Annotated in this window: 26 protein-coding genes; 16 read left to right on the forward strand and 10 right to left on the reverse strand. The window is 44.9% G+C overall.

Annotated features, from left to right (window positions below):
* Window positions 1-236 precede the first annotated feature (236 nt).
* Entirely contained in the window at window positions 237-623 is a 387-nt protein-coding gene (locus ABMY45_RS13325) for a hypothetical protein (RefSeq protein ID WP_010606954.1), read from the forward strand.
* Between the two features lie 71 nt (window positions 624-694).
* On the opposite strand, the gene ABMY45_RS13330 is transcribed toward ABMY45_RS13325, so the two are convergent.
* Window positions 695-1,585 (reverse strand): hypothetical protein, encoded by an 891-nt coding sequence (locus ABMY45_RS13330; RefSeq protein ID WP_227386693.1) that lies wholly within the window; start codon window positions 1,583-1,585, stop codon window positions 695-697.
* A 411-nt stretch (window positions 1,586-1,996) separates the two neighbouring features.
* Between ABMY45_RS13330 and ABMY45_RS13335 the strand changes: the two genes are divergently transcribed.
* The 5 genes from ABMY45_RS13335 to ABMY45_RS13355 all read left to right on the forward strand — a co-directional run bounded on the left by ABMY45_RS13335 (window position 1,997) and on the right by ABMY45_RS13355 (window position 6,197).
* Window positions 1,997-3,169, forward strand: a complete 1,173-nt coding sequence (locus tag ABMY45_RS13335) for an RNA ligase RtcB family protein (protein ID WP_349288990.1) — start codon at window positions 1,997-1,999, stop codon at window positions 3,167-3,169.
* Window positions 3,166-3,810: a peptide chain release factor H gene (gene prfH / locus ABMY45_RS13340; protein ID WP_349288991.1), complete on the forward strand. Its 645-nt coding sequence runs from the start codon at window positions 3,166-3,168 to the stop codon at window positions 3,808-3,810. The genes ABMY45_RS13335 and prfH overlap by 4 nt, the downstream gene beginning before the upstream one ends.
* Window positions 3,800-4,129 (forward strand): phosphotyrosine protein phosphatase, encoded by a 330-nt coding sequence (locus ABMY45_RS13345; protein WP_174170192.1) that lies wholly within the window; start codon window positions 3,800-3,802, stop codon window positions 4,127-4,129. Before prfH ends, ABMY45_RS13345 begins: the two co-directional genes overlap by 11 nt.
* Window positions 4,130-4,298: 169 nt before the next feature.
* Complete coding sequence (locus tag ABMY45_RS13350) at window positions 4,299-4,922, forward strand: RNA ligase family protein (RefSeq protein ID WP_174170193.1); 624 nt, start codon at window positions 4,299-4,301, stop codon at window positions 4,920-4,922.
* Between the two features lie 6 nt (window positions 4,923-4,928).
* A complete protein-coding gene (locus tag ABMY45_RS13355) occupies window positions 4,929-6,197 on the forward strand; it encodes an AAA family ATPase (protein ID WP_349288992.1) in 1,269 nt (422 codons plus the stop codon).
* 29 nt (window positions 6,198-6,226) lie between these two features.
* Here the strand turns inward: ABMY45_RS13355 and ABMY45_RS13360 are convergent, their stop codons facing one another.
* From ABMY45_RS13360 to ABMY45_RS13375, 4 genes are all read right to left on the reverse strand, one after another.
* On the reverse strand, window positions 6,227-6,475 hold the full coding sequence (locus tag ABMY45_RS13360; protein ID WP_130165172.1) for a hypothetical protein: 249 nt from the start codon (window positions 6,473-6,475) through the stop codon (window positions 6,227-6,229).
* Window positions 6,476-6,631: 156 nt separating this feature from the next.
* A complete protein-coding gene (locus ABMY45_RS13365; RefSeq protein ID WP_130165171.1) occupies window positions 6,632-7,027 on the reverse strand; it encodes a hypothetical protein in 396 nt (131 codons plus the stop codon).
* A gap of 180 nt (window positions 7,028-7,207) precedes the next feature.
* Complete coding sequence (locus ABMY45_RS13370; RefSeq protein ID WP_349288993.1) at window positions 7,208-7,507, reverse strand: antibiotic biosynthesis monooxygenase; 300 nt, start codon at window positions 7,505-7,507, stop codon at window positions 7,208-7,210.
* Window positions 7,488-7,718 carry a DUF2798 domain-containing protein gene (locus ABMY45_RS13375; RefSeq protein WP_010606951.1) on the reverse strand — a complete coding sequence of 77 codons (231 nt, stop codon included), beginning with the start codon at window positions 7,716-7,718 and terminating at the stop codon, window positions 7,488-7,490. Before ABMY45_RS13375 ends, ABMY45_RS13370 begins: the two co-directional genes overlap by 20 nt.
* A gap of 89 nt (window positions 7,719-7,807) precedes the next feature.
* Here ABMY45_RS13375 and ABMY45_RS13380 point away from each other — a divergent pair, with 89 nt between their 5' ends.
* Window positions 7,808-8,665 (forward strand): LysR family transcriptional regulator, encoded by an 858-nt coding sequence (locus tag ABMY45_RS13380; RefSeq protein ID WP_349288994.1) that lies wholly within the window; start codon window positions 7,808-7,810, stop codon window positions 8,663-8,665.
* A gap of 21 nt (window positions 8,666-8,686) precedes the next feature.
* Here ABMY45_RS13380 and ABMY45_RS13385 read toward each other — a convergent pair whose 3' ends face one another.
* The gene (locus ABMY45_RS13385; protein ID WP_238536749.1) at window positions 8,687-9,331 is read right to left on the reverse strand and encodes an NUDIX domain-containing protein; all 645 of its coding nucleotides are present in this window, start codon (window positions 9,329-9,331) and stop codon (window positions 8,687-8,689) included.
* 532 nt (window positions 9,332-9,863) lie between these two features.
* On the opposite strand from ABMY45_RS13385, the gene ABMY45_RS13390 reads away from it, so the two are divergent.
* The 4 genes from ABMY45_RS13390 (at window position 9,864) to ABMY45_RS13405 (ending at window position 13,621) form a co-directional block, all read left to right on the forward strand.
* A complete protein-coding gene (locus tag ABMY45_RS13390) occupies window positions 9,864-10,559 on the forward strand; it encodes a response regulator transcription factor (protein ID WP_174170196.1) in 696 nt (231 codons plus the stop codon).
* Window positions 10,556-11,935, forward strand: a complete 1,380-nt coding sequence (locus ABMY45_RS13395) for a HAMP domain-containing sensor histidine kinase (RefSeq protein WP_174170197.1) — start codon at window positions 10,556-10,558, stop codon at window positions 11,933-11,935. Before ABMY45_RS13390 ends, ABMY45_RS13395 begins: the two co-directional genes overlap by 4 nt.
* A 66-nt stretch (window positions 11,936-12,001) precedes the next feature.
* The gene (locus ABMY45_RS13400; protein WP_206473502.1) at window positions 12,002-12,877 is read left to right on the forward strand and encodes a retropepsin-like aspartic protease; all 876 of its coding nucleotides are present in this window, start codon (window positions 12,002-12,004) and stop codon (window positions 12,875-12,877) included.
* Between the two features lie 204 nt (window positions 12,878-13,081).
* Complete coding sequence (locus ABMY45_RS13405) at window positions 13,082-13,621, forward strand: carboxymuconolactone decarboxylase family protein (protein ID WP_088532102.1); 540 nt, start codon at window positions 13,082-13,084, stop codon at window positions 13,619-13,621.
* Window positions 13,622-13,655: 34 nt separating this feature from the next.
* Here the strand turns inward: ABMY45_RS13405 and ABMY45_RS13410 are convergent, their stop codons facing one another.
* The 3 genes from ABMY45_RS13410 to ABMY45_RS13420 all read right to left on the reverse strand — a co-directional run bounded on the left by ABMY45_RS13410 (window position 13,656) and on the right by ABMY45_RS13420 (window position 16,408).
* Window positions 13,656-14,078, reverse strand: coding sequence for a hypothetical protein (locus ABMY45_RS13410; RefSeq protein WP_174170200.1), 423 nt, complete (start codon window positions 14,076-14,078; stop codon window positions 13,656-13,658).
* Between the two features lie 11 nt (window positions 14,079-14,089).
* Window positions 14,090-15,886 (reverse strand): S8 family serine peptidase, encoded by a 1,797-nt coding sequence (locus ABMY45_RS13415; RefSeq protein ID WP_349288995.1) that lies wholly within the window; start codon window positions 15,884-15,886, stop codon window positions 14,090-14,092.
* 123 nt (window positions 15,887-16,009) lie between these two features.
* Window positions 16,010-16,408, reverse strand: coding sequence for a YbaN family protein (locus ABMY45_RS13420; RefSeq protein WP_010606936.1), 399 nt, complete (start codon window positions 16,406-16,408; stop codon window positions 16,010-16,012).
* A 233-nt stretch (window positions 16,409-16,641) separates the two neighbouring features.
* On the opposite strand from ABMY45_RS13420, the gene ABMY45_RS13425 reads away from it, so the two are divergent.
* The 5 genes from ABMY45_RS13425 (at window position 16,642) to asnB (ending at window position 23,086) form a co-directional block, all read left to right on the forward strand.
* Window positions 16,642-17,889 (forward strand): Zn-dependent hydrolase, encoded by a 1,248-nt coding sequence (locus ABMY45_RS13425; protein ID WP_010606935.1) that lies wholly within the window; start codon window positions 16,642-16,644, stop codon window positions 17,887-17,889.
* 142 nt (window positions 17,890-18,031) lie between these two features.
* The gene (locus ABMY45_RS13430) at window positions 18,032-18,463 is read left to right on the forward strand and encodes a hypothetical protein (RefSeq protein WP_174170203.1); all 432 of its coding nucleotides are present in this window, start codon (window positions 18,032-18,034) and stop codon (window positions 18,461-18,463) included.
* A complete protein-coding gene (locus ABMY45_RS13435) occupies window positions 18,460-19,881 on the forward strand; it encodes a sodium:solute symporter family protein (RefSeq protein WP_174170204.1) in 1,422 nt (473 codons plus the stop codon). The genes ABMY45_RS13430 and ABMY45_RS13435 overlap by 4 nt, the downstream gene beginning before the upstream one ends.
* Window positions 19,882-19,990: 109 nt before the next feature.
* Complete coding sequence (locus ABMY45_RS13440) at window positions 19,991-21,061, forward strand: aspartate carbamoyltransferase (RefSeq protein WP_010606932.1); 1,071 nt, start codon at window positions 19,991-19,993, stop codon at window positions 21,059-21,061.
* 9 nt (window positions 21,062-21,070) lie between these two features.
* A complete protein-coding gene (gene asnB, locus ABMY45_RS13445) occupies window positions 21,071-23,086 on the forward strand; it encodes an asparagine synthase (glutamine-hydrolyzing) (protein ID WP_349288996.1) in 2,016 nt (671 codons plus the stop codon).
* Between the two features lie 102 nt (window positions 23,087-23,188).
* Here asnB and ABMY45_RS13450 read toward each other — a convergent pair whose 3' ends face one another.
* Window positions 23,189-24,484: a porin gene (locus ABMY45_RS13450; protein WP_102057764.1), complete on the reverse strand. Its 1,296-nt coding sequence runs from the start codon at window positions 24,482-24,484 to the stop codon at window positions 23,189-23,191.
* Window positions 24,485-24,660: the final 176 nt, after the last annotated feature.

Consider the following 24,660-nt stretch of genomic DNA (forward strand, 5'->3'; position numbering starts at 1 on the left):
AACTAGTGTATCGCGCACGGCAACGGGGAATACTGCGCCCTAGGCTATTAATGCGGTAATGGTGTCTGCATGTGCTTGTTCAAATTGAATCTTAAACTAACTACGTGGCGTGTTAAAAAATATTTAAACTTGTTTTGTTTTATTTGAATTTGTTATGTGTTAGGTTTGCAATGCCTTAAATTTCAAGGGCTTTTCTAATAAATGAACTTAATAAATGTATAAAGGAATAATATACAATGAAAGTATTGAACAAAGTTTTTGGTGCAACCGTTTTAGCGCTAGGTGTATCTGCAGGGTCGGCTTCTGCTGCTGAAGTAAAAATCACAGAAGTAGATTATGGTAGTGTGATCATCCAAACTGCTGATGTTGTGTTAAACCACAGCCAAGCAGGGACTTTCTCTATGAATGTGAGCGAAAACCATTTAACTGTAAATGCTCAAGACTCTAATGGACGTAAGTTCCGCTGCGTAATGAATGGCACTGTAAGCTACAGCGATCCTACTATTCTTGAAAGAGTAACGAACATCGCAGCGACAATCTCTGAAGGCGACAGAGTACAATTTGAGGTGCAAAAAAATGTATTACCTCAAGTTTGTCATGTTAAAAAAATGCTAAGCTTCTAAGCTTTGCTATTTCGCAATGGAAAGTGTGCGCACCTTCCATTGCTTTAAGTACTTCTATTTAGCTAGCTTGACTACGCAGTGATAAAAGCTTGGGCAAGATCATGGTGACCATCTCTTTCTAAGCAATCGATAACTTGTTGTTCTACTTGAGTAACTAAGTTACTGCGCTTTAGTTCGATAAAGGCATCGGTAAAACTGTCTTTATATTCTTCCCAACCGCCACAATATGCATTGGCTTCACCGAAAATGGACTTAAATTGATAGGTGATAAGAAAATACTCCCCCGATTCTTGCCATTCTGTTGTGGATTCAGTTACTTGACGACCATTCGCTTTCTTCACAAATAAGCGAAACAGTTCAGGTTTGAGAAAGTAGCCGTAGTGGCAGGTATCTAAACACGCAGTATAGTCGTTTTCGGTTAACTGACTTAAATCGAGTTCTGGGTCTTTAAGTAACTTTTCTAAACAATTCGCGCCATATTCACACTTATCAAGGCGACAAATAATTTCGCACATCAGTGCAAAGTAGTCTGTGACAGACATTTTGCCTGCTTTGCGCAGCTCCACAAAAGAAGGGGCTACGGTGCGCTCAAAAAACTCAATGTCGAACTCTGAGCGATTCGCCGTCATTTCCATCAAAAAGTAGTCGGCGAATGGAAAATCAATGCCAAGTTCGAGGCAATGAAGACAGGCCGTTTCGATATCATCTGGGTGGTGATGATCAACTAATTCTCCCATACAAATATCGAGCTCTACCGCACTTAACTCATCACCCATCAAGTCGGCATACTGAATGACTTGTGCTTTCGTGAGTGCTGCGGTGACATCCAAATAACTTTCAAACAGGGCTTCCGATAAGGTTTCTACCTTTGCCTTATCTTGTTGAGATAAAGCTTGTTTTAAGGTGTCGAGGCGAGTTGGAGTGTCCTCGTTGTACCAATCTCCAAAATAGAATTGCGTCATATTTGTTTTCCTTAATCGATAATAGTCGCAGGAGTAAGTGATTAAGCGCTTGTTGCTGAATATCTAGCTGCTATCCTTGCCTTGTTTAGGTTAATATCACAAGTTGCAATTCTTATCATTCAGCGCACAGGCAATCCAAGGTTGCATTGTGTTCCCAAACTGTTTACACTTGCCGCGATTCTAACCATTCATTCACTGTAGAGGAGAAAAAACATGACACAAACAACTTTATCCTTTGCAGGTCTTTCTCTGTAATTCGCGAGCGCGAATAAATATTTCCTAGCTTGCGAAAGCTGTATTTAGCGATTTTATGTTACCTATGTAACCTAACATTTGATTGCTATAACTAAGCCATTCTAGACCTGCCAATACACAATTATTTTTAAACCTCATTGAAAGGTATTGGTAACTATGGGCAGATCCGTCCAACAAATTTCTGATCGCGTGTGTCTATTTGCATCTCAAGACACTTGGATTGAAGGCGCTGCGATCCAACAACTTACAAAAACCGCTGAACTAGCCAGTATGCATCGCGTTGCTGGTATGCCTGACTTGCACCCGGGACGTGGTTATCCGATCGGCGCGGCATTTTTTAGCCTAGATAGGCTGTATCCCGCGTTAGTCGGAAACGATATTGGCTGTGGTATGGCGCTGTGGCAGACCACCACAAAGGTTGCCAAAGTTAATTTGGATAAGTTTGCTAAACGGCTAGAAGATATCGAGCAACCGCTCGATGCCAGTTGGCAAGAGACGATTCAAGCTGAAATGACACATCGTGATATTTCAGCTGGATTATTTGAAAGTACACTGGGTACGATTGGCGGCGGTAATCATTTCGCCGAGTTTCAAGCGGTGGAACGTGTTTACAATGAAGCCGCGTTTACTGCGCTTGGCCTTGATAAAAAGTATTTACAGCTGCTGGTTCACTCCGGCTCGCGTGGGCTTGGGCAAGCCATTTTAGTCGACCATATTGCGCGTTTTAATCATGATGGCTTAGTGGCTGAAGCGGGCTCGGAGAGTGAAAGCGCACGCTATTTGGCACGCCATGATGAAGCGGTGCGCTGGGCTGAGTTAAACCGCTTTTTGATTGCAAAAAGATTTCTCGCAGCCATTCGTAGCGATGGCGAATGTACGCTAGATGTTAATCACAACCTCGTGTGCCCAAAAGTTATTGATGGCCGCGCAGGTTGGCTGCACCGTAAAGGTGCGACCCCAAGTGACAAAGGTGCTGTCGTGATCCCCGGCTCACGAGGAGACTATAGCTATTTGGTTCAACCTGTAAACAATGCGCCTGCGTTAACTGCCAGTTTATATTCTTTGGCTCATGGTGCTGGTCGAAAGTGGAAGCGAGGTGACTGCCAAAGCCGCTTGAGTCACAAATATAAACGCGAAGACCTTTATCGCACAGCATTGGGGAGTCGTGTGATCTGTGGCAATAAGGAGTTGCTGTACGATGAAGCGCCGCAGGCTTATAAAAAGTGTGAAACCATTGTCAGTGATTTGGTTGACGCTGAATTGATAGAAGTGATCGCCATATTGCGTCCGGTGCTGACATTTAAAACTAATGGGAGTTGTTCGTCATGATCTTGTTGCAACTTTCAGCCGGTCAAGGCCCAGCAGAGTGCGGGAAAGCCGTTGCATTGGCGCTCAACTTAGTCGATAAACAAGCTAAAGCAATAGGCGCAGAATGTACTGTGTTAGCGCAAGAAATGCATGAACACAAAGGCTGCATGAAATCCGTATTGCTACAGCTTTCGAGTGACGCAAAAGCGCTTGCCGAGTATTGGCATGGCCCGCAGTTGTGGGTGTGCCAGAGCCCATTTCGTGCCAAACATAAACGGAAAAATTGGTTCTTTAGCGGCAGCATGGCCGAGATAGATGAAGTCACAATGGCATCCGATATTCGCTATCAAACTTGTCGCGCGTCAGGAGCTGGTGGGCAGCATGTTAATACCACAGACTCAGCGGTACGAGCGACGCATATAGCATCAGGATTGAGTGAGCGAGTGGAGAGTGAGCGTAGTCAGCACGCCAATAAGCGCGTTGCAAAGGCGTTATTGCTACAGAAATTGGCTGCGCAGGCAGATGCTGAGGAAATGGCTCGTGATAAAGCAAGGTGGCAGCAACATCAGGCGCTACAACGCGGTAATCCTAAAAATACTTTTAAAGGAAACCAGTTCAGCCCAAGGGTGCCGTTTAATATAGGAGCTCTGCATGACAACTAATGTGTTATTCATCTGTAGTCGCAACCAATGGCGCAGTCCAACCGCTGAGCGTATCTGGAAAAATCATCCGGGTATTAGCGTGAGATCGGCAGGCACAAGCCCAAGAGCACGTCGCAGCGTAAATGCGAGTGATATTGAGTGGGCCGATACTATTTTAGTCATGGAAGAAAAACATAAATCGCGGCTGCGTGCACAATACGCCAATCTATTGCGCTATAAAAATGTTCAAGTATTGGATATTCCTGACGAATATCAATTTATGGATGACGAGCTAGTGACGCTATTACAAGACAGTGTCGCGAGTATTTTAGTGGTTTAACCCAGCCCATTTGGGGTGTTAATAAGATTGTAGGGAAGAGGATAGAGCAATGTAATTCCATCGGGAACAAGCAATTGAGAACACAATAAGTCGTTTTGTTGCGATTAATTGCTGATTTTGCGGCCAAGTACCAACTTGGCTTTTTAATTTTAAAAATGGAGCAACTAAGATGAGAATTAAATATCCTCGAACTCCGCACTTGGTGTGGTCAAAAGGGATCACAAGTGATGATGTAAGGTGTGCCAACACGGAGCACTTTAAAAACAAACAAGTAGTCGTGACCGAGAAAATGGATGGTGAAAATACCACTTTGTATGCTGATTATATGCATGCACGATCACTCGACAGTCGTTATCATCCATCTCGCTCTTGGGTAAAAGCACTACAGGCTCAAATAGGTCTAAAGATTCCAAAAGGATGGCGTATCTGTGGTGAAAACTTGTATGCAAAGCACGCCATTCATTATCAGAAGTTGCCTAGCTACTTCCTCGCTTTTTCTGTGTGGAACGCGAGTAACGAGTGTTTAAGTTGGGATGATAGCCAAGCTATTTTTAATGAGCTTGGTCTGCATAATCCAAAGGTGCTCTATCGTGGGGCATGGTGCGAAAAAACCATCAAAAGTATTGTTGTAGATACAAACTTACAAGAAGGCTATGTGGTCAGAGTGGCTGATGCCTTCCATTATGATGAGTTTGCTAATTGTGTTGCCAAATGGGTGCGCTCAGATCATATTGTGTCGGATAAGCATTGGATGCATAGCGTTATTACACCAAACAAACTCATGGAGGAGTAACACTGTATGTTAGCGAAGAAAAAAGTAGCGGATTGGTTGCCTTTGCTTGCAGAGCAACATCAGCCTGATTTTACAGAGTGCTTAGCCATGTTGGGGGAAACCTTTCCCCTGTTGCACGAACTTGAAGCAACACCACAAGATACTATTTGGCATGAGGAAGGTAATGTTGCCATTCATACCAATATGGTATTGGAAGCACTTTATGCATTGCTGCAGAGTTCTGCCTCTCATATAAAGGGGGAGCGAAGGCAGGTGCTGATACTCTCTGCGCTGTTGCATGATATTGCCAAGCCTGTCGTGACCAGAGCGAAGGAGATTGATGGTCAACGGCGGATTGTTGCACCGCGGCATGAGGCGATCGGGATGAGTTACCTAGCAAGTAGACTCGTTGACTTACCGTTGCCAATGCAGACTATTCAAACGATTTTGGCATTAGTCGGTTTTCATCAAATGCCCAAATTATTGGTAGTTAAAAACAAAGGCTTCAGTGAATATCTTAATTTAGCGCTAAATGCTGATCTCGAGATGCTCTACTGGCTCGAAGTTGCAGATATGCGAGGTCGTATCTGCCCAGATCAGGATATGCAAATTGAACTGCTGAGCTTGTTTAAAATGTTTGCTCAAGAATATAAGCTTTGGTCGATTGCAGATCCGGCTGAATCACTACTTGCTAATATATCGCGATACCCAACTGTTGAAGAACAGTGCTTCATTGCTGCTTATACAGTTAGGCAAATGGCTTTTGGCGAAATCACAGTTCCTGAAGAAGCTCCTATCAAATTTTACCAACAGGCAAAGCACTATGGTCATTTTTATATCATGTGTGGAGCTAGTGGGAGCGGTAAATCCAGTTGGATAGCAAAGCATCTTCAAGGATTTACACTGGTCTCTTTGGATGAACTAAGAGGCGAGATTAATGGTCGTTCCACGAGTCAAAAAAACCGTGGTCAGGTTCTACAAGCCGCCAAGCAAAAGCTGAAAAAAGCATTAGCAGCAAAGGAAAATGTTGTGTGGGATGCGACAAACCTGCGAAAAGATTTTCGTAAGATACTTTGCGATTTAGGGTGTGACTACGGTGCGCTCGTGACGTTAGTTGTATTTCAACAAGGTGAAGTACAACTTCGGCAAAATAACCGAGCAAGAGCACGAGTCGTCCCAGATGAAGTGATAGCCCAGCAGCTGAAAAGGTTGGAGTGGCCATCGGTGACAGAAGCGCATCGGATACAGGTGATTGGCGAACAAGGGCAAGTGCTTTGGCAAAAGGGGGCGTTTTAGCCACCGTTCAGTGAGATTAGCTTTACTTGTCAGCTAATTTTGATAGCTGACAAGTAGCCAATATAGAAGTGTGAATAGTGGCAGAGCGCTATCCTACGAGCTATGCTAATTTTATCTTGCTCAAGAACAGTTCTTTTGTCGGACTGCTCCTGAACATCATCCAAAATTTCGAAGCCTAAAACGTTCCCTTTCTTTGCATTTAACAATCGTTGCACCAGTTTATATTCTTGTGTTGTATAGCCTAGCCAAGGAGCAACTGCACTAGTGTTGTTGGTCATACTCCCTCATACCACTTTTACCAATATCAATGAGAGTATTAAGGTTATATGTATAAATTTTAAGCGCTTTTATATAAAACTTATATACCTTAAAGAAATGACGGTAGACCCACTGTCAGACATAGCTATACTTCACTCTCGATACGCCAAATACAATTATTTTGTGTGGTGGTTTTTAGGATTTTGTTTGTGGAATATAGGGCGGAGGCGCGGAAATACACACATAGATACTTTTAGAATGAGCACAGGTGCGCTCAATATTAATGCGTTTAAGACTATAAATATTAATCCATCATAAGCTTTTTGCGGCAGCAGCATATGGATACTGAGGAATTTATCCGCTAAGAGAATCAATAACCATGATAAAAAGGTGGCTAGAAAATGGTCTAATTTTAGGAAGTAGGCAATAGGGAAAGTTGCAAAAAATATCATCAGGTAGCCGTAGTTTAGGTTGGTGCTGAGTGTGTTACAAAGCCACAGGGTCACGGCTAACAAGGAAATAGTAGATGTGTGCAAAAAGTGTGATTTTATTCCCTGACTTCCAGTAGCCATTTACGTTCCTTAGTGACTGTGGTGGTGTATATTTGTTCAGCAATTACATCCGAACTTGTTCGATAACGCAACGGCTTTTTCAATAACTCCACTGTGCTGCAAAGTGCCTCGCTAACGTAGCGCTTTAAAACGCTTCTATCATTGCTTGTGAAGAAGCGCTTAACTTGTTAAAAGCGCAAATTAAAGCGGTTTGATGGCGATTATATCCACCGCTTTTGCCAGCCATCCTTGATACAGTGTAAATACCCGTTTGGTGTAGGCTTGCTGGTGATGAAAATCGAACGCGGCTTGATCGATGAAGCGTTCGACTAAGGTAAGCTGGGTGCGGTCTTCACTTTCATAAAGTTCAAAGCGTAAACATCCGACCTCTGCTCGAGTGGCTGGCAAGATCTCTTGGATTGCGTTAATACAATCTTGATAGTGCTCGGTTTTAGGCGTGATATGGGCGATAAAGTTGACGTTATTGTGGCTGTTGGCCATGATATTTCTCCATAATGCGTTTAGTAACGGCGGTAACTGGGGCTGATAAAACATAGGCGGCGATGAATGAGGCCGGCCAAGCATTGGCAAAGGCATGCGCCCATCGCGTGGTAAAGTCCGCCACTAATCCCAAATTGATGTACGTAACCCATCCAGACACCATAAACGACAGGCACAATGACAGCAGTAATGTAAAAATGAGTTTTTGCATGTTTCCTCCTCTGGCTGTTGATATGATTGTAGGGAATTGCCAGCCGATCAGAATGGCAAAAATGGAAAGCTAAGATTGCGGAGATAACTATGCTAGATGACTTACGACTCTTTGTTGAGGTAAGCCGCCGAGGAAGTTTTGCCAAGGCGGCAGAAGACCTTGGCATAGGCGCGCCGACCTTATCTAAGCGGATGTTAGCGCTGGAAGACAAACTTGGTTATCCGCTCTTACTGCGCAGCGCCAGAGGACTTACATTAACGAATCATGGTCAGGCGGTGGTGGATAAAATGGCGGAGTCTTTGCTCGCCTTGCAAGCGCAAAGTGAGGCGCTATCAACACTAGAAGCGTCCACTTTCCACCTGTTATGCCCGCAAAACCTAATGATTGGTCCTTTGTATAATGCGCTGCAATCGTTTCAGGCCCAGTATCCAGAGATCCAATTGCATGTGGAGCCTGCCAATAGTGTGGCCTTACTCAGCCAAAAGCGGTTTGATTTAACCGTGCGAGTCGGGGAGCTGGATGATTCAAGCGTCTATCAAAAACGGCTGGGGAAAATCGCGGTAAGAGCGGTGGTCGCCACGGAAATTGCGACTACACAAACCCTGTTTTTGCCCTTTAAAGCATCGCAACTGCCTGCAACCGATGCGTGGCGAGCACTACTGGCGCAGTTTAGTCACGTCTCTTATGTGGGTGATATTACCTTAGTGCGTAAATTGGTAGGCTCGGCTAACGGTGCTGGCGTATTGCCGATGACAGAAATTGCAGCGTTGGCAGCGCAACCTCAAACCGCATTTAGCTATATCGGTGACTGCCAATTTATTCGCAACATCTACGCGCTTTGGCCAAATCAACGAACTCCACCGACTTACACCAGAGACTTTATTGAGTTACTGCAAATGCGGTGTCAGGAGCTTGATTATCTGCAAGGGGCAGTGATAGCTCTGTAATGAACACCGCACAATCGCATTTTATCCTAAGCTCAGATTGCGCTCAAAATGCACGATATCGACATCAGGCTTTAGCTTATAGAGCTGTGCTAAACGTCCGCCTGACTTTACCTTTTCATCCAGTGCTTCAAACATGTTTGAGGCTTCAATTCGTCTTACCAAGCTCTTGCGCTGAATGGGTTTGGCGATAATGGCTTCGATGGCGGTTTTGAGTTGTCCAATGGTAAATTGATCTGGCAAACAATAAACCGGGATCATGGAATATAACGCCTTTTGCTGCAGCCTTGCCTTGGCCTTTTCAATAATATGCTTATGATCAAAAGCCACAGCAAGATCTGGGATCTCGCTAAGATCCACCCATCTCACATCATCTACCGAGTCTATTTGCGTTGCCACTTGCTGAGGTGAAATCAAGGCGTAATAAACCAAGGTGACACTAAAGCCTCGCGGATCACGGTTGATCCCAGAAAAGGCCTGAAGTTGCTCTAGGTATTGTGGGGCAACACTGGTTTTCTCTTTGATCTTACGCAGTGCGCTCATATCCGTGTTGTCATCCAGTTCAACATCAACAAACCCTCCAGGTAATCCCCAGCGGCCTTTGAACGGCGCATGGGCGCGTTTGGTGAGGAGGACTTTTAAGCTACCTTGCCAAATTGTAAATAACACACTGTCTACTGAAAAAAGAGGCGGGTGAAACTGGGATAAATTGTGTTCTGAGCTCATTGATTTTTTAGTTAATGTCTTTTGGACACAATAAACGATTGTTTAGGTTAAAGCAAAACAAAGGTTTCAATGTTAATAAGTGGAGTATATTGTCTCTGTGACTCTATCTTGGCGCTTGATCAAAATTTGTGTTGTGATGAGTTTGTGTCTTTATGACACTATTAATTTTGAGTTGCAAAGGTTGCTATTTTGAGCTTGTAAGTAATGTAAAAGTCCTTTTATTTTAAATGGTTATAGTAGCTGGAAGGGATGGAAGCGGATGTTGTTTTATTATGCGATAGTTAAAAGCGGTATCAGTAGAGGTAAGTATGACGTTCCTTAACGAGTAAGGCTGTGGCATAGTAAAGTCACTTAAATTATTAGCTGAAAGATCACCCTGCAACGTGGCTACAAATATCCCTCGTCATGCGGAGGTGCTGTGGTTATAAAGCGGCTTTAAGAATCTCAGCATTAACTCGTTAAATTAATCTCAACAATGTCTGACCAATATACTGTTTTATATGTAGAAGATGACCCAAGTAGTGCTGAGATATTACGTTTATATCTGGCACAAGCGGATATGCAGGTTGTCCATTTCGATAACGCCCCAGATGCCCACCGAGCCCTACAAAACCTAACATTTCAACTCGCTATTTTAGATGTCATGCTACCCGGAGGTGATGGCCGTGAGTTACTTAAAGAAGCCGTTGCACGCAACATTCCTACCATTATGGTGACCGCCAAAGTGTCTGAAACCGACCGTCTTGAGGGGTTTGAGCTTGGTGCGGATGATTATGTATGTAAGCCTTATAGCCCACGAGAAGTGATCTCACGAGCAAAGGCACTATGTAAACGTAGCTATCGTGGTCAGCAGAGTGCCGCTTTGTTGTTTGATGGCTTAAGTATCAATCTTGAGAGCAAATCCGTAACGGTAACACAACAAACACCAGCGTTAACGGCTGTGGAGTTCGAGTTATTACTGACCATGGCCAAGCAGCCGCAACAAGTATTTAGCCGCGCGCAATTAATTGAACAAGTATGGGGAAGTGATGCGCCTATTACGGATCGGGCAGTCGATACTCATTTGGCTAACTTGCGTAAAAAACTAGGTGACAGTAAGGCTGAGCCCAAGTTTATCGCCACTCGTTACGGGCAAGGCTATCAATTTATCGCGCGTAAGGTGTCTTCATGAAGCTAAAAACCAAATTTACCTTACTCGTGGCGCTTTGTACCTTTGCGCTACTCGGAAGCTTTTATCAACTATCTAAAAACTCAGCCGAGCGCACTTTTTTAGCATTTAATAAGCAAAGTGCGGTAACGTTTGGTCATTCATTGCTTGATGATGACTTAGTGGAAGAAGCATTGACTGGTAAAACCTTTGCGAGCCCAGAAGCGACGTTAACGTTTTTAGCATCAACCTTTCCTGAGCAGCTATTTATTTGGCGAGATGCTAACTCAACAGCGGATGTAAAGATCCTCAACCCCGATCTCACCATAGACTATGAGCAGGTCAAATCCGGTCATCAATTTTCAATTCATCATCCCGGTGTTGCGGCGTTTGTGGTGCAATTTAATGAGGCGCAATATGTGTTATCACTACAGGGTGAGTTGTTTTGGTTGCCTGAGGTATTGCTAGATAGGTCGTTTGAAAAGGAAGCGCTGCAGCAAGCGATGTTGGATGATTTTATGCTTACTTTGGTCATCTTATCGATTATTGCTGCATTACTTGCTTGGTTGGGGTCGTGGTACTTTTTGTCGCCACTTAAACAGCTCAAACGTAGCTTCAAGGCGATAGAGTCGGGCGAGTTAGACACCCGCTTAGCGCTAAAACGCCATGATGAAGTAGGTGAAATCATCAATAGTTTTAATAATCTTGCGGCTTGGCTACAAGGTTTGCATCAGCAGTATAAACAAATGAATTCCGACTTATCTCATGAACTTAGAACACCACTTAACGGCATTCGTTCGCGCTTGGAGGCGATGGAAGACGGTATAGTGCCAATGGATAAGGCTCAGTTAGCGGTGATAACCCAAGACCTTCACAACGTTAACCGTATTATCGACGACCTGTGTTTGTTGTCATTAACCGAGTCAAAGCAGCTGACCTTGTCATCAACACGAGTAAATCTCTCTGAGCTGTTAACATCGACCTTAGTGCGTTACCAAGCACAGGCCGAAGCGCGAGGCGTGAAATTGGACGCAGATATTCAAGAAGGTGTGACCGTGACGCTTGATGCCGGAAGAGTCAGACAGATAGTGGTGAACTTATTAGATAATGCCTTTAAATATGGTGCTGATGGTGGCGTTGTGACGTTAAAGCTCAGTTATCAAGATAATGAACTGGTGATTACGGTTGCTGACTGCGGCCAAGGTATGTCGCCTAATCAACTCGAACAGGTGTTTGAGCGCTTTTATCGTGCGCAGGGGTCGCGCCACGATACATCCAGTTTGGGGCTCGGCTTACCAATTTGCCGTCAACTTGCCGAGTTGATGGGCGCGACATTGACCGCGACCAGTACTGAAAATCAAGGCGCAAGCTTTTCACTTCGGTTTTCTCGACTAACTTGATAATTGCTTGACAATTGCTCGGCATAGTTAGCTCAACAACGACATCAACAGTTTGAGAGCAAAAATATGAGAGCAATTATTTTATCAGCATTGGCATGTACCACCGTTGGTTGTGGGATCACCGCGTCTACCGCGCCACAATCACTCACTTTACCGATGAAGTACACCGAGAAAGGTCATGCCTATGTGATGGCAACGATTAACCATACGGTTACCCATCCTATGATTTTAGATAGTGCTGCGAATGTTGGTATTTTACCGGTTAATCTGAAAGCAGCACTTGCCTTGCCAGAAGATAAGCTAAGCAAAATGGACGTACAAGGCGCAAGTGGTAGCTCAGAGCTAGTATTGGCAACGATAGACCACACCAGCGTCGGCCACTTAGCAGCAGAGTCGCTTCCATATGTATTTAAAGATATGACCCGCTTAGATGTGGAAGGCGTCTTGCCAGGAATTTTGGGGCATGGATATATGTCGCAATATTGTAATGTGTTTGATTTTAATAATAATGAGCTGAGTTTGTATCAAGGGGTTTGCCCAAGTAGCGTGACACAAGGCTTGGAGAGTGAAAGTTTTAAAATAGATAACAATTTCATCAAGCTGACAGCAAGTTTTAATGGCGAAGAGGTAGACGCCGTGCTTGATACCGGCGCTCCAACCAACTACATCAACTCACACCTGGCCAATAAACTAACATTAACGCTGGGCGAAAAAGACATCAGCCGAGGGTTAAACGACCAAGCGACTAAAAAGGTGGCCATAGAATCACTGCGTTTTAGCTTAGGTGACAAGGAAATCATCAATACCGAAAGTCACTTATCGGATATGCCTGTGTTTGAGGTGCTTGGATATAAAGATGAGCCGTTTATCCTGCTGGGTTTAAGTAATTTCAACGACGATAAGCTCATTATCGACTACGCTGAGAACAAAATTTACTTTTGATCCCAACGCTGCTGGCTTGACGCTCGACCAGTCAGTAGCTAATTAAATTTCATATTAATTTAGACAGTTATGGTGTTTACTATAGCGAATAGTTATTTGAATGATCATTCAAGTAAAGTTAGTCTAGCATCCAATGAGTAGTTAACCTGAGGTTAGTTAGAGCTCAGGTTATACCAATACAAAATGCATCAAGAGGAGCAACTGATGACTGACTTTACAATCCATACCGTAGAATCTGCACCGCAAAAAGGTAAACCATTACTTGAGAAGTCCCAGCAAGCATTTGGACGTATTCCGAACCTTCATGGTGTAATGGCGGAATCACCAGAGCATCTGCATGGTTATCAAGTGTTACATGAGGCTTTTTTAAATAGCTCGTTCAATAACGATGAAAAAACTGTGGTGTGGCAAGCGATTAATGTAGAGCATGAATGTCACTACTGTGTACCGGCTCATTCTGCTATCGCAAAATCAATGAAAGTAAGTGATGAATTGGTCAAAGCACTGCGTGAGCAAGCACCGCTGGGCGATGAGAAACTAGAAGTGCTGCGTGCCACAACACTTGAAATGCTGCGTGAGCGTGGCAAACTGAGTGATGCACAAACGAAAGCGTTTTTTGCAGCAGGTTATACTAAACAAAATTTGCTGGAAATCATCTTAGCACTAAGTCAAAAAGTGATGAGTAACTACGTGAATCATATCGCACATACTCCACTGGATGATGCTTTTAAAGCGTTTAGCTAATTAGTAGAGAGGCATTTAGCCTCTCTACTAGGTATTACTCGCTTTCTAATCCGTCAAGCTGTAAGCCTATCTGAGTGCTCAATACTCCTGCTTGTACACGTAAATATGCATTCAAAGTTGTGAGGTCAGTGTGTGCGTCAGCGTGGCGATAGATAGCTCGGTTACCACGAGCGTAGCTTAAAATTAGATTATTGTCGCTAGCGAAAGTATTGGCGTTAATCATCGTAAGGTGTTCAACGATAATCTCACCGGTTACGGTATACACCTCCCCAGTTACTGGTGATTGTAGTTTCAACCCTTTAACCAGTGTGGTGTTGTTTTCTTCAAGTGAAACAAATGATTGATTGTTGATGTTTATTTCAGCACCGTGTGGCGCCTCAGTTAATTCTATCAACACATTGTCGGTCGCAAGAGCTTGGCCACTAAGTAGTATGACTGATAAAAAGAGTGCTTTCATAATGGTTCTCCTTAGTTATGACCAATAAAACGAATTTGCCAAGAGGTAAGCTGGCCATCTTGCGCATTATTTCTGTGTACAGCACGAATGTCCGGTGCGCCACTTACTGGATCAAAGATAAAGGCTTCGTCCTCACTTTGTGTATCAATTAACCGAATGGTCCATTGGCCTTGCGCAGGTTCGCCATAGAAGTGATGCGATAGCATTTGCATATCATTAAAGCCGTTGCGTCCAGAAATAGTTCCTGTTCTTGGCGTCATTAATACGCTGCGAGTACCTGATGGAGAAATAAGCTCAATTGCAACGTCACGGGTACTGGTATGCTCACCGGTTACACGGATCTGTACGGCTTCTACGGTGACATCGTTGTCAATTTGTACCGAACTTTCTGCGCCAGCAAGGCTACCGTCAGGAATGGTGACATTAGCATTAACTTGCTGCCAAGGTGTGATAGTGAAATTACCTCTATCTTCATTATAGAAACGAGCCATATTTACTGCAGCATCAACATCAATTGCACCAAAGCCGTAGAAGCCATGGTAGTTATAACCTGCAGCATTGCGCTGCCATGTGGGGATCGCATCATATTGTTGTGCTTCTCCAGCCGCATTATTAAAGGTCAATGTAACGCCAGGATTGTCCGCATCAATTTTACGCGCTGTAGAGGCTAAGATATGTCTCACATCGCGCCAAGTTAATGCCGGGTTTGCTGACATGATAAGTGCAATTGCCCCTGTCGTGTTTGGTGCAGCGGAAGAAGTGCCATTCATCGTTGCATTATAATCACAATTAGGATCCAGTGGATGGCTTCCATGTAAGGTGTTACGCAGATTGGTCGGGTTGCTTCCCCAGTCACAGCCACTGATGTCCGTAGAGATTATAGCGGGAGTGGTTGAGCCGTACTCACCGCCAGGCGCACTGACAAAGACGCTTGAACCAACCGTAGAGTATGACGAGCGTTTACCGTCAGCATTATAAGCAGACACAACCAAATTCCAATAGCTGGTATCAATACGCTCTAAGTTAACATCTTGCATTGGTAAGCCATGGTTACGATTTGCAAACCATAGATACCCAGGCCCTAAACCACTGGCATTAAAGCTTTGAGCTTGGTAACCATTACCTGCAGATTTTACGAAAATTGCACCGCGGCCGCTGTGACTTGTAGTCGTGATCTCTTCTTGAGCATCTTCATAGGTCTGTAGCCATGGAGAGAAGTCGTAGTTAAATGTTTGCGGTGATGAAAGGGTTCGGCCATAGCTTTGGTTAAATACTCTAGGAAAATCAAAAGAAGCTTTGTTGAAACCATCAGAATACATGCCGTGAGACTGTAACCAATTTTCCATACTTCCGTTTTTAAGATAGTTAAAGCCAACGAGCCCGGCTCTAGGTGCGACACCACGACCGCCAATGCCATTAAATGCACTGGCAGCAATGATACCTGCGACACCTGTACCGTGACCATCGCCGCTGCTGGCTGGTTTTAAATCAGCAGAATTCGTAAGGAAATCCCATGAGCCTGGTTTTACATTGTTTATAAGATCAGGGTGAGTAAGTTCAACGCCACCGTCTATGACTGCGGTGGTTACGCCTGTTCCCATAATACCAAGCGCATGAGTAAGGCTAAGGTTTAGATCTTCTCCTGCAACACCACCTCGCTCAGAAAAAGCATTTTGCCCTGTATTTTTCAAATGCCATTGTTGGTTGACAAGGGGATCACCTGGAAATAATGGGTATTCTTGTTGGGCACTAGCAGTGCCATGAAGTATGCCTAGCAAAGTAGCTAGATAAGTTATTTTTATTTTCATGGTATCTCAGTTTTTATTGTTTCTTTTACAAGAACAGACTGTATACCCTAAAAAGGTACTTAATGTAAATAGTGGGTTATATATGTATTTTTGTTGTTTTTATTTTGTTTGTTATAAGTGGGACTACTTTGTGCTTACAGGAATTATGGACGGACGCGTTAGAATATAGCTGAGCACTCCGGCTTCGGTTATAGCGACAGACCACACCACCCAAACAGGTGCGCCACTAAAGCTCAGTGCCAGTAAGCCAACACTCATGCCAACTGCCGCGCCAATCTTGCCTTTTATGGGGATCACCTGATGTTGTCGCCATGCAAGCAGACTCGGGCCAAATTTGGGGTGGGTAAGCAGCCAGTTTTCTAACTTAGGAGAAGAGCGGGTAAAGCAAGCAAGGGCAAGAATAAAAAAGATGGTGGTAGGCATAACAGGCAGTGCCATGCCGATAAAGCCGAGACCAACAAAGACGATGCCAGCAACATGCAGCCAAAAACAACGATTGAATAGGGGGATTTTCTTACGCATAGGCATCCTCATATTTCGGGAGTGCTGAACTGGCAGCGCATCACGGTGACCTGAGCCAACATTGTTAACCAGAAGCCAATTATTAAAAGCATATCACAGCGGCTGAAATTCGCGAATTTTCAACTAAGCTAAAGCAAAGAGATTATCAGTCGGACGTCAGTGTTTGAAATAGCGAATCTGATCTCAGGTTAAGTACAGGGAAGTGGTGCGACTGAAACGTTGAGGAGCAAAGTATGCAAGTAAATTTAGAACGTCTAAAGTCTACCTTATTTGCGCTCGCGGAGTTCGGCTATAACCATGAAGATAAGGGAATTTATCGCCAAGGTTTTAGCAATGAGGATTTTGCAGCGCGTAAATGGCTGATGGAATGCGCACAAAGCGAAGGATTTGTGAGTCGTATGGATGGCGCTGGCAATGTGATTATTGAAATGACCAGTCCGGATATCGCAGCGAAACCCGCAGTGATCATCGGCTCTCATCTCGACAGTGTACCAGCAGGTGGCATGTTTGATGGAACTTTGGGCGTCATTGCGGGGTTTGAGTGTATTCGTATTTTAAAAGAGCACAATGTGCAATTGGATAGGCCGATTTGGGTCATCGGTACCAGTGAAGAAGAAGGGCGCTTTGGCGGCATGATCGGGGCACAAGCGCTCACCGGGAAGTTAACGCCTCACCAATTACTCACAAGTCATGATGCGGATGGCTGTATGCTTAGTGATGCCATGCGCGCGCAAGGGTTAGACCCTATGGATGCACTGAATGCGAGGCTAGAACCTGAGCAAATAAATAGTTTTTTTGAATTACATATAGAGCAAGGGCCCGTGCTTGATCAAAAAGGCATTCAAATTGGTGTGGTGGAAGGGATTTCGGGAGTATTTAAATGGATGGTTAAATTAATTGGAAAGGCCGACCACGCAGGCACAGCCCCCATGGAGATGCGCAGCGACGCCTTTATGGGGTTGGCTGACTTTGCCTACCAGTTAGACCGCATTATTGCAGAGGACGGCACAGATACCACGAGGATCACCGTCGGTAAGGCAGAATTAAAGCCGGGTTTTGCACATACGATTGCTGGAGAGGTGGATTTCACCATCGTCGCGCGTGATATGGACGAAACCGTGATGGAGAACCTTGAAATTGCCTGTCGTAAAGCGCTTTCAGCCATCGCTCGAAAACACCATTTAATGTTTGAATACGAGCAGGTGAGTTGGTTGTCTCCAATGAAATGCACACCTGAGATGGTGGAATTTATTAGTCAACAGGCAGAGGCCTTGTCATTGAATTATCAAATCATGCCAAGTGGTGCTGGTCACGATAGCCAGTTTTTTTCAGAAGTGTGTCCCACGGGGCTGATATTTATTCCATCACTCAACGGCGTTAGCCATGCGCCAGACGAATGGAGTCATTGGCATGATGTTGAAGCTGGGAGTAATTTACTGCTGCAATGTGTTCAAAAAAGAGCAATAAAAACAAAAGAATAAATGTAAGGCTGGGGTGAAATTGGGTGAGGCTTTACTAGACAAATTTGATCCTTGGGCTAGTCTTTGTTACTACTAGAATAATGTGGATAGCAAAACTTGCGGCGAATTCGGACTTGGATAACCGCAGTTAGGGATTATGAGGATGTGGATCGCCCGAGTAGTAACCTTGGTCTTACTTGCTGCGAGCTTTAATGGGCTTGCTGCCTCGCTGAGGGTGAGCGATGAGGTCGTGACTGCTGGGTTTATTACGCTACACATTGAGCGTACAGGTCCGCCTCTACAACAACCAACACAGCTATCCATTCAACATCTTTCGGAACCTTACTCCCTCTCCCTTTCGCTTCAGCCGACTCAACAAGCGGTAACCATTAGTGGCTTGGCTGATGGTGATTATCTCGCAACCTTAGGTAGTCCCTCTGCTAACTCGGCACAAACGTCGGTCTCATTTTCAGTCAAACATCATCAGTTAACGCTGGCGCTTGCGCTGTTTGTACTGGGCTTGTGCTTATTTGTGCTACTTGTAGGGATGATTATGGTGGGTAATAAGCAAACGCACGATAAGGAAAGCGTATGATAAATGCTTCATTGGCGCTCGGTCTTGCCCTAGCGTTTGCTTTGCTATGGGTATTTTTTGGCTGGTGGATTGGCAGGCGCGTGCAGTCACATAATGAATTTGCGCTGGCCGGTAGAAATGTTGGGTTGGCCTTTGCTTGTGCCACTGCGATGGCAACTTGGGTCACCAGTAATACCACTTTAGTTGCGCCACAGCTCACTTATCAGTTTGGTATTTGGGGCATGATAGGCTACGCCTGTGCCGCATTCGGATTGTTGCTATTTGCGCCGCTAAGCCAACGCATCAAAACTTTACTACCCCACGGCTACACCAGTGGCGACTTCATGCGGTTGCGGTTTGGGCGTTTCTCTTGGTGGGTCTTTTTGCTGATCTCTTTCGTGTATGCCATGAGCTGGCTCGTTAGTCTAGGCATGGCCGGTGGCATTTTGCTACACACCCTAAGTGGCTTAGATTATCACCTTGGTATGTCGATTATTCTGCTGATGTGTGTGGTCTACACGCTCTTTGGCGGTCTAAAAGCGGTGATCGCCACGGACTTTCTACAGGCCATTATTATTTTGGCAGGTGTCGTCGGAATTGCCATTGTCGTGGCGATGAATGTTGGGCTTGAACCAATTCACCAAAAACTCAGTAGCGACCACCCCAAGCTACTCGACCTGCTTTTTCCTGCCGCTGTGATGTTTTTATTCAACAATATCTTTTTTGGTTTAGGAGAAATTTTTCACAGCAACGTATGGTGGTCAAGGGCGTTTGCATTTAAAGGTGGGGTGGGCAAAAAGGCGTATTTTATCGCAGGACTACTGTGGCTACCGATCCCCATCGTAACTGGGTTTATTGCGCTGGCAGCGCCGAGTTTAGGTTTGTATCCCGCTAGCGCCGATATGGTGGGACCCTTGGTTGCAAGCCAAGTGCTCGGCTATACCGGCTCGATCATTCTGTTCATTGTGGTGTTCTCAGCGCTAGCATCGAGTTTGGACTCTTTGCTCGCCGCAACGTCAGATCTCATCAATCAAGATATTTACCTGCAATACATCAAACCAAAGGCGAGCGATAGCGAACGCTTAAAAAGTGCTAAGTGGATTATTGTCATCTTAGGTGTAGTAACTTGGCTTTTGTGTTTACCAAAAATCGCCACGCTGGGTGCCTTGTTGAACTTCGCTGGTGCCTTCGTCGCCAGCACCATTTGGCCTATCGTATTTGGTTTGTACTTTGCGCGAATGACGGGAAATAGCGCTGGCTGGGCTATGTTGCTTGGCACGCTATCTGGCTTGATTGGGTATTTTTATATTGGCTTTTATGTCGCCGCATTAGTTTCTTGTGCGGTGTCGTTATTAATTTGTGTGATTGCTTGGCGTTTTAGTCAGCAATCATTCCATTGGCAAGCGTTGGGCACACAAAGCAAAGTGGAGGATGTATGATCTCATTGGGCGCATTTTCTAGTTTAATTTGGCTGGCCATAGTGCTCAGTTGTTTATGTCCTGTTGTCCTTGTCGTTATGTTCCTTATTGATTTTAAAAAGAGGCAGTTATGGTAAGTGCGCAGCAAGTAGAGTTTAATCGAGCGCAGCCGGATGTTTACGGGGATGCACATCCCAAAGCATTACTCAGAGCGATACAAGAAGACGGGGACAGGCTGCATTGTTTGGAGAATAAGCACATTATCAGTGTCGACCACCTTGACCGAGACGTGCTGATCCAGCTATTCCGCCTCGCCGCGAAATATGAAAGTAACCCTGCAAGGTTCAGCTCGCCGCTTAGTGGCAAAATTTTGATCAGTGCGTTTTATGAACCCAGCACTCGCACCCGTCTGTCGTTTGAAAGTGCATGGCACCGCTTGGGGGGCGATATTATGTCGATCACCGATCGCTCCTCAACGGGCATTGCGAAAGGGGAGTCGCTGCAAGATGTCGCCGAGATGTTCAATAATTATGGCGATTGTGTCGTTTTACGTGACACCTCTGTGGAGTCTATTGAAGAGATGATCCACAGCCTACGGATCCCAATTATCAACGCTGGTAATGGCATTGATGAGCACCCAACACAAGCGATGTCTGATCTATACACTATCTTCAAATGGCGGCCGTCGTTATTACTCCCTGACAGCGAAGCCTTTAGCCCTATAAAAATTGGCGTGATTGGCGTGCCGAGCCAAATGCGTACGGTGCGTAGCCTGCTGAAAATGTTTACACATTTTCCGCGTATTGTGGACGAAATATTCCTGCTCTACGACGAGAGTGTCGAGGAAGCGGTGTCGAGCGACCAATTAGCCCAGCTAGAGGAAGCGGGGGTCAAGGTGTCTATCGGCCATGACTTGAACGCCGTTTTACCTGAGCTTGATGTGGTGTATATCAATTCCATTGCATGGGTTGGTGAAAGCTTCGAAACCTATGGAAAGTCGTTTAAATTGAGCGCAGATTCCCCCTTTAAGCCCGATGCGATAGTGCTTCATCCTCTGGCTCGGGGTGAAGAGCTGTGTACCAGTTTAGATGCCACGCCACACAATTGGTATTTTAGTCAGGCACGTGGTGCCGTCTTTTTACGCCAAGCCTTATTGACCTGTATGGTGCAGCGCGCCAGTACTGTGATGGATGTGATTTAGGGAGATATTATGTGCGGAATTGCTGGTATTTTTTCAACGCAAGCGCAAACACAAATAGATAATCAATTATTAGTAAACATGGCAGCCATTCAACATCATCGTGGCCCCGACGGTTTTGGCTATAAACAAATGGCTGGCGTGGGATTTAGTCACGCCAGACTGTCGATAATCGACCTCGACGAGCAGCGAGGGCGGCAGCCCTTTATTAGTTCTGACAAGCGTCTAATGTTGGCTCACAACGGTGAGTTTTACGATTACGCGCGGATCCGAGCTGAGCTGGTAGCAAAAGGGGCAAGGTTCCAAAGTAAAAGCGACTCAGAAATTGCTATGCACTTATATCAGCAGCTTGGTCTCGATGAGATGCTGACGCATCTGCGCGGTGAGTTTGCGTTTGCGTTGTATGACCAACAAACCGATACGTTGCACTTAGTGAGAGACCGCTTTGGTATTAAGCCTTTGTACTACACCCAAACAGAAGACGAAATTGTGTTTGGCTCAGAACTGAAAGTGCTGTTTGCCAATCCTAAAGTTAAGCGTCGATTCTCAAGTGAAGGTCTATTTCATCAACTGATCCAAGTCATGGTACCCGGCAGCACGGCGTTTGCGAATGTACATCAAATCAAACCTGGGCATGTTGTTAGCATCACCAGAAGCGAACAAGGTTTTAGCATTGAAGATAGACCTTATTGGGATGTTAACTTTCCAACGGCGCAATCGTATTTGAACGGTAAAGATGAAGAATATTACATTGATGGCGTGCGCAAACAGCTGCTAGAAGCGGTGCAGTTGAGACTCACCGCAGACGTCCCGGTAGGTTGTTACTTAAGTGGTGGCATAGACTCGTGCGCTATTTTGGGTTTGTCTTCAGCTGCGGCACAAGCACCAATTAAGGCCTTTACCATAGGCTTTGATAGTGCTGAGTACGACGAAACGCCGATTGCAAAGCAAATGGCGCAAGCCACCAAGGCCGATCATCATATTATGTCGTTAAGCGGTGACGAGCTATATGGCCATTTCGAGCGAACCTTATGGCATACCGAACGAACTATTTATAACACGCTTGGTGTTGCTAAGTATTTGATGAGCCAGCAAGTTAACGAGTCTAATTATAAAGTTGTGATGACCGGAGAAGGCTCCGATGAGCTTTTTGCGGGTTATCCAGCATTTAGAAAAGACCTGTTTTTATATGGCTTAGATGAACTTGATGACACCGAAAAAGCCCAGTGGCAAACCATGCTGGAAGACAGCAATAAGTTGTTTAAGGGGGCTATGCTTTCCCGTGAGCAATACGATAGTGCAGCATTAGATGAGGTGGTTGGTTTCACACCAAGTTGTTTGCAGCCTTGGCTGTCATGCAGTCACTTTGCCCATCAACTCGTTGCCGCCGAACACAGAGAAATACTCACGGGTTATGATGCAGGCAAAGCGATTGCCGAGACTTTAGATGATGCCATGTTGGAGTCTCGCCATCCACTCGATAAAGCCCAGTATGTATGGATTAAAACTATGCTTGAAGGGCAAATATTAACTTGGGGTGGTGATAGGGTCGACATGGCCAATTCGATGGAGGCAAGGCCTGCCTTTTTGGATCATCACCTCGCAGAGTTTGCCTTTACCATTCCCCCGCAATATCGCATTAAAGATCGTAAAGAAAAATACGTGTTACGCGAAGCGATGAAAGGACTGCTGCCAGAAGTACTGTATGAACGAGAAAAGTTTGCTTTTATGGCACCACCGGCGCACTCAGATGAGAAAAAGTGGGCTGCAATGCGCGTGTTGGCTGATAAGTACTTGTCTAGACAAGCTGTAGAAGCCGCAGGTTTATTAGACTTTGAAGCGGTAAATGCGCTATTTGAGTTACATGATTCACCAGACGCCGATGATTCACTCAAAGTGCAACTAGATGCCGTGATCAATCATTTGCTTGGTGTGCAAATACTCCACAAACAATTTATTGCCGCAGATTTACCTCAATTTGCTGCCGCTGAAGCGGAACGCCTTGGTTGGAGGGCAGCCACAGAGTAGAGGCTGATCGTATTGGTATTACAGAAAACAAGGAAATAAAAAGGCGATGCACCAACTAGTGCATCGTCTTTTTGATTTAATACCTAAGGTTAATCCCAAAGATTAAAAGTAATAACCGAAGTTAATGTTGAAGCGACGCTCGCTTTCGTCACTATCGCCTGCGATTGAACCACCAATAAACGGCTGGTTTTTCGCGTGAACTAAATCAACATAGGTGAAGAATGCACCCGCAGCGAGTGACACACCTGTGACATTCATCCAAGTGTCTTCAGTGTTATCGGATTTGTCGTAAATAATACCGAAGTCGTTATAAAATTGCAGATCGGTAATTGGACCGAACTCAACTGGCAGGTTGTACGCTACATTAAAGTTCGACATGGTGGCTTCTGCTGCGATGGAATCATAAAATGCGTAAGCACCTACTGCCATACGGTTTACATCATCAATATCGTAATGGTATTCACCGTGTTGTAACTGTAAGTTCCAAGGGCCTATGTTGCTATTTAAATGTAGTGCCCACGCGTTGTAATCACCTGCTCGGTCATTACCATCGTGAAGGCCACCGGCAAGGCCAGAGACGCCGATTTCAGTTGTGCCACCGTTGTGTTCAATATGGTACGCGTAACGACCAACAAAGGTGTTATATTCGCCGATTGGTTGCGTTGGGTCGTCATAAACGCCATCGCCCGCTTTACGGAAACCTACCACGTCATAAGAGTAGCGATCGCTGCGGTCATCCACGTAACCGTCCACACCACCTAGCTCATCGTTTTTGAAAAAACCAAGATCAAGCTGCCAGTTGTCCGCCACTTTACGTTTAAATACCACCCCCATGTCGTGGTCGTCTTCAAGACCAATATAATAGGTAGTGTTAAAGAACCAATTGTGTGAATTGTAAGGTGAGTTACCAAAAGGTACTTTAGTCATACCAACCTGAGCTTGCCAATGGTCGGCAAAGTCATAGTCTAGGTAAGCGTATTTTACCGCAGTCATATAGTCGAAAAAGCGGATTTCGGCATTTAAGCCAAAGCCACCAACATTGCCAGAGAAGTTCAACCTGAAAATATCGAAGTCAAAATCGCCACCACGGTTCTTGTTGTCATCGTCATAAGACGTATGGCTGTAGTTTGTTCTGATCGCGCCGCCGACTTTGATGGTCGGTTTTGTTTCAGCTGCTGCAACTTGAGTTTTAGTTTCAGCTTTTGCTTCGGCTTTTTCAGCCTTAGCGACTTTTTCCTGTTGTGCTCGCGCCTGCTCTTTTTGTTCTAGCTGCGTGAGTTTCTTCTGAAGTTCAGCCAATTGGCGCTTTAGCGCGTCAATTTCTGAGTTTTCGGCAAGCACTGAATTAGAGCAAAGTGCTAGACCTAATCCGAGTGAGATGGTTGAAAGTTTTAACATAGTTGTCCCGTTGTTAAATGGTTGAGCGCAAAAACCTCTTACAAATTGTAGACCACCAAAGCTATCCTTGCAGAAAGCAAATAAATTTATGGTCCTTGATTGAATTATCCATAGTAACACTGCGGCCTATCTGACCTCAAAGTTATCCAGCATTTAACCATACCTAAGATGAATGT

The organism is Pseudoalteromonas sp. XMcav11-Q, assembly GCF_040104525.1.
Taxonomy (GTDB): domain Bacteria; phylum Pseudomonadota; class Gammaproteobacteria; order Enterobacterales; family Alteromonadaceae; genus Pseudoalteromonas.

What these genes read in the sequence shown, in the direction of transcription:
- ABMY45_RS13325 (WP_010606954.1), top strand. Translation starts at nt 237, where the DNA reads ATGAAAGTATTGAACAAAGTTTTTGGTGCAACCGTTTTAGCGCTAGGT.
- ABMY45_RS13330 (WP_227386693.1), bottom strand. Translation starts at nt 1,585, where the DNA reads ATGACGCAATTCTATTTTGGAGATTGGTACAACGAGGACACTCCAACT.
- ABMY45_RS13335 (WP_349288990.1), top strand. Translation starts at nt 1,997, where the DNA reads ATGGGCAGATCCGTCCAACAAATTTCTGATCGCGTGTGTCTATTTGCA.
- prfH (WP_349288991.1), top strand. Translation starts at nt 3,166, where the DNA reads ATGATCTTGTTGCAACTTTCAGCCGGTCAAGGCCCAGCAGAGTGCGGG.
- ABMY45_RS13345 (WP_174170192.1), top strand. Translation starts at nt 3,800, where the DNA reads ATGACAACTAATGTGTTATTCATCTGTAGTCGCAACCAATGGCGCAGT.
- ABMY45_RS13350 (WP_174170193.1), top strand. Translation starts at nt 4,299, where the DNA reads ATGAGAATTAAATATCCTCGAACTCCGCACTTGGTGTGGTCAAAAGGG.
- ABMY45_RS13355 (WP_349288992.1), top strand. Translation starts at nt 4,929, where the DNA reads ATGTTAGCGAAGAAAAAAGTAGCGGATTGGTTGCCTTTGCTTGCAGAG.
- ABMY45_RS13360 (WP_130165172.1), bottom strand. Translation starts at nt 6,475, where the DNA reads ATGACCAACAACACTAGTGCAGTTGCTCCTTGGCTAGGCTATACAACA.
- ABMY45_RS13365 (WP_130165171.1), bottom strand. Translation starts at nt 7,027, where the DNA reads ATGGCTACTGGAAGTCAGGGAATAAAATCACACTTTTTGCACACATCT.
- ABMY45_RS13370 (WP_349288993.1), bottom strand. Translation starts at nt 7,507, where the DNA reads ATGGCCAACAGCCACAATAACGTCAACTTTATCGCCCATATCACGCCT.
- ABMY45_RS13375 (WP_010606951.1), bottom strand. Translation starts at nt 7,718, where the DNA reads ATGCAAAAACTCATTTTTACATTACTGCTGTCATTGTGCCTGTCGTTT.
- ABMY45_RS13380 (WP_349288994.1), top strand. Translation starts at nt 7,808, where the DNA reads ATGCTAGATGACTTACGACTCTTTGTTGAGGTAAGCCGCCGAGGAAGT.
- ABMY45_RS13390 (WP_174170196.1), top strand. Translation starts at nt 9,864, where the DNA reads ATGTCTGACCAATATACTGTTTTATATGTAGAAGATGACCCAAGTAGT.
- ABMY45_RS13395 (WP_174170197.1), top strand. Translation starts at nt 10,556, where the DNA reads ATGAAGCTAAAAACCAAATTTACCTTACTCGTGGCGCTTTGTACCTTT.
- ABMY45_RS13400 (WP_206473502.1), top strand. Translation starts at nt 12,002, where the DNA reads ATGAGAGCAATTATTTTATCAGCATTGGCATGTACCACCGTTGGTTGT.
- ABMY45_RS13405 (WP_088532102.1), top strand. Translation starts at nt 13,082, where the DNA reads ATGACTGACTTTACAATCCATACCGTAGAATCTGCACCGCAAAAAGGT.
- ABMY45_RS13410 (WP_174170200.1), bottom strand. Translation starts at nt 14,078, where the DNA reads ATGAAAGCACTCTTTTTATCAGTCATACTACTTAGTGGCCAAGCTCTT.
- ABMY45_RS13415 (WP_349288995.1), bottom strand. Translation starts at nt 15,886, where the DNA reads ATGAAAATAAAAATAACTTATCTAGCTACTTTGCTAGGCATACTTCAT.
- ABMY45_RS13420 (WP_010606936.1), bottom strand. Translation starts at nt 16,408, where the DNA reads ATGCGTAAGAAAATCCCCCTATTCAATCGTTGTTTTTGGCTGCATGTT.
- ABMY45_RS13425 (WP_010606935.1), top strand. Translation starts at nt 16,642, where the DNA reads ATGCAAGTAAATTTAGAACGTCTAAAGTCTACCTTATTTGCGCTCGCG.
- ABMY45_RS13430 (WP_174170203.1), top strand. Translation starts at nt 18,032, where the DNA reads ATGTGGATCGCCCGAGTAGTAACCTTGGTCTTACTTGCTGCGAGCTTT.
- ABMY45_RS13435 (WP_174170204.1), top strand. Translation starts at nt 18,460, where the DNA reads ATGATAAATGCTTCATTGGCGCTCGGTCTTGCCCTAGCGTTTGCTTTG.
- ABMY45_RS13440 (WP_010606932.1), top strand. Translation starts at nt 19,991, where the DNA reads ATGGTAAGTGCGCAGCAAGTAGAGTTTAATCGAGCGCAGCCGGATGTT.
- asnB (WP_349288996.1), top strand. Translation starts at nt 21,071, where the DNA reads ATGTGCGGAATTGCTGGTATTTTTTCAACGCAAGCGCAAACACAAATA.
- ABMY45_RS13450 (WP_102057764.1), bottom strand. Translation starts at nt 24,484, where the DNA reads ATGTTAAAACTTTCAACCATCTCACTCGGATTAGGTCTAGCACTTTGC.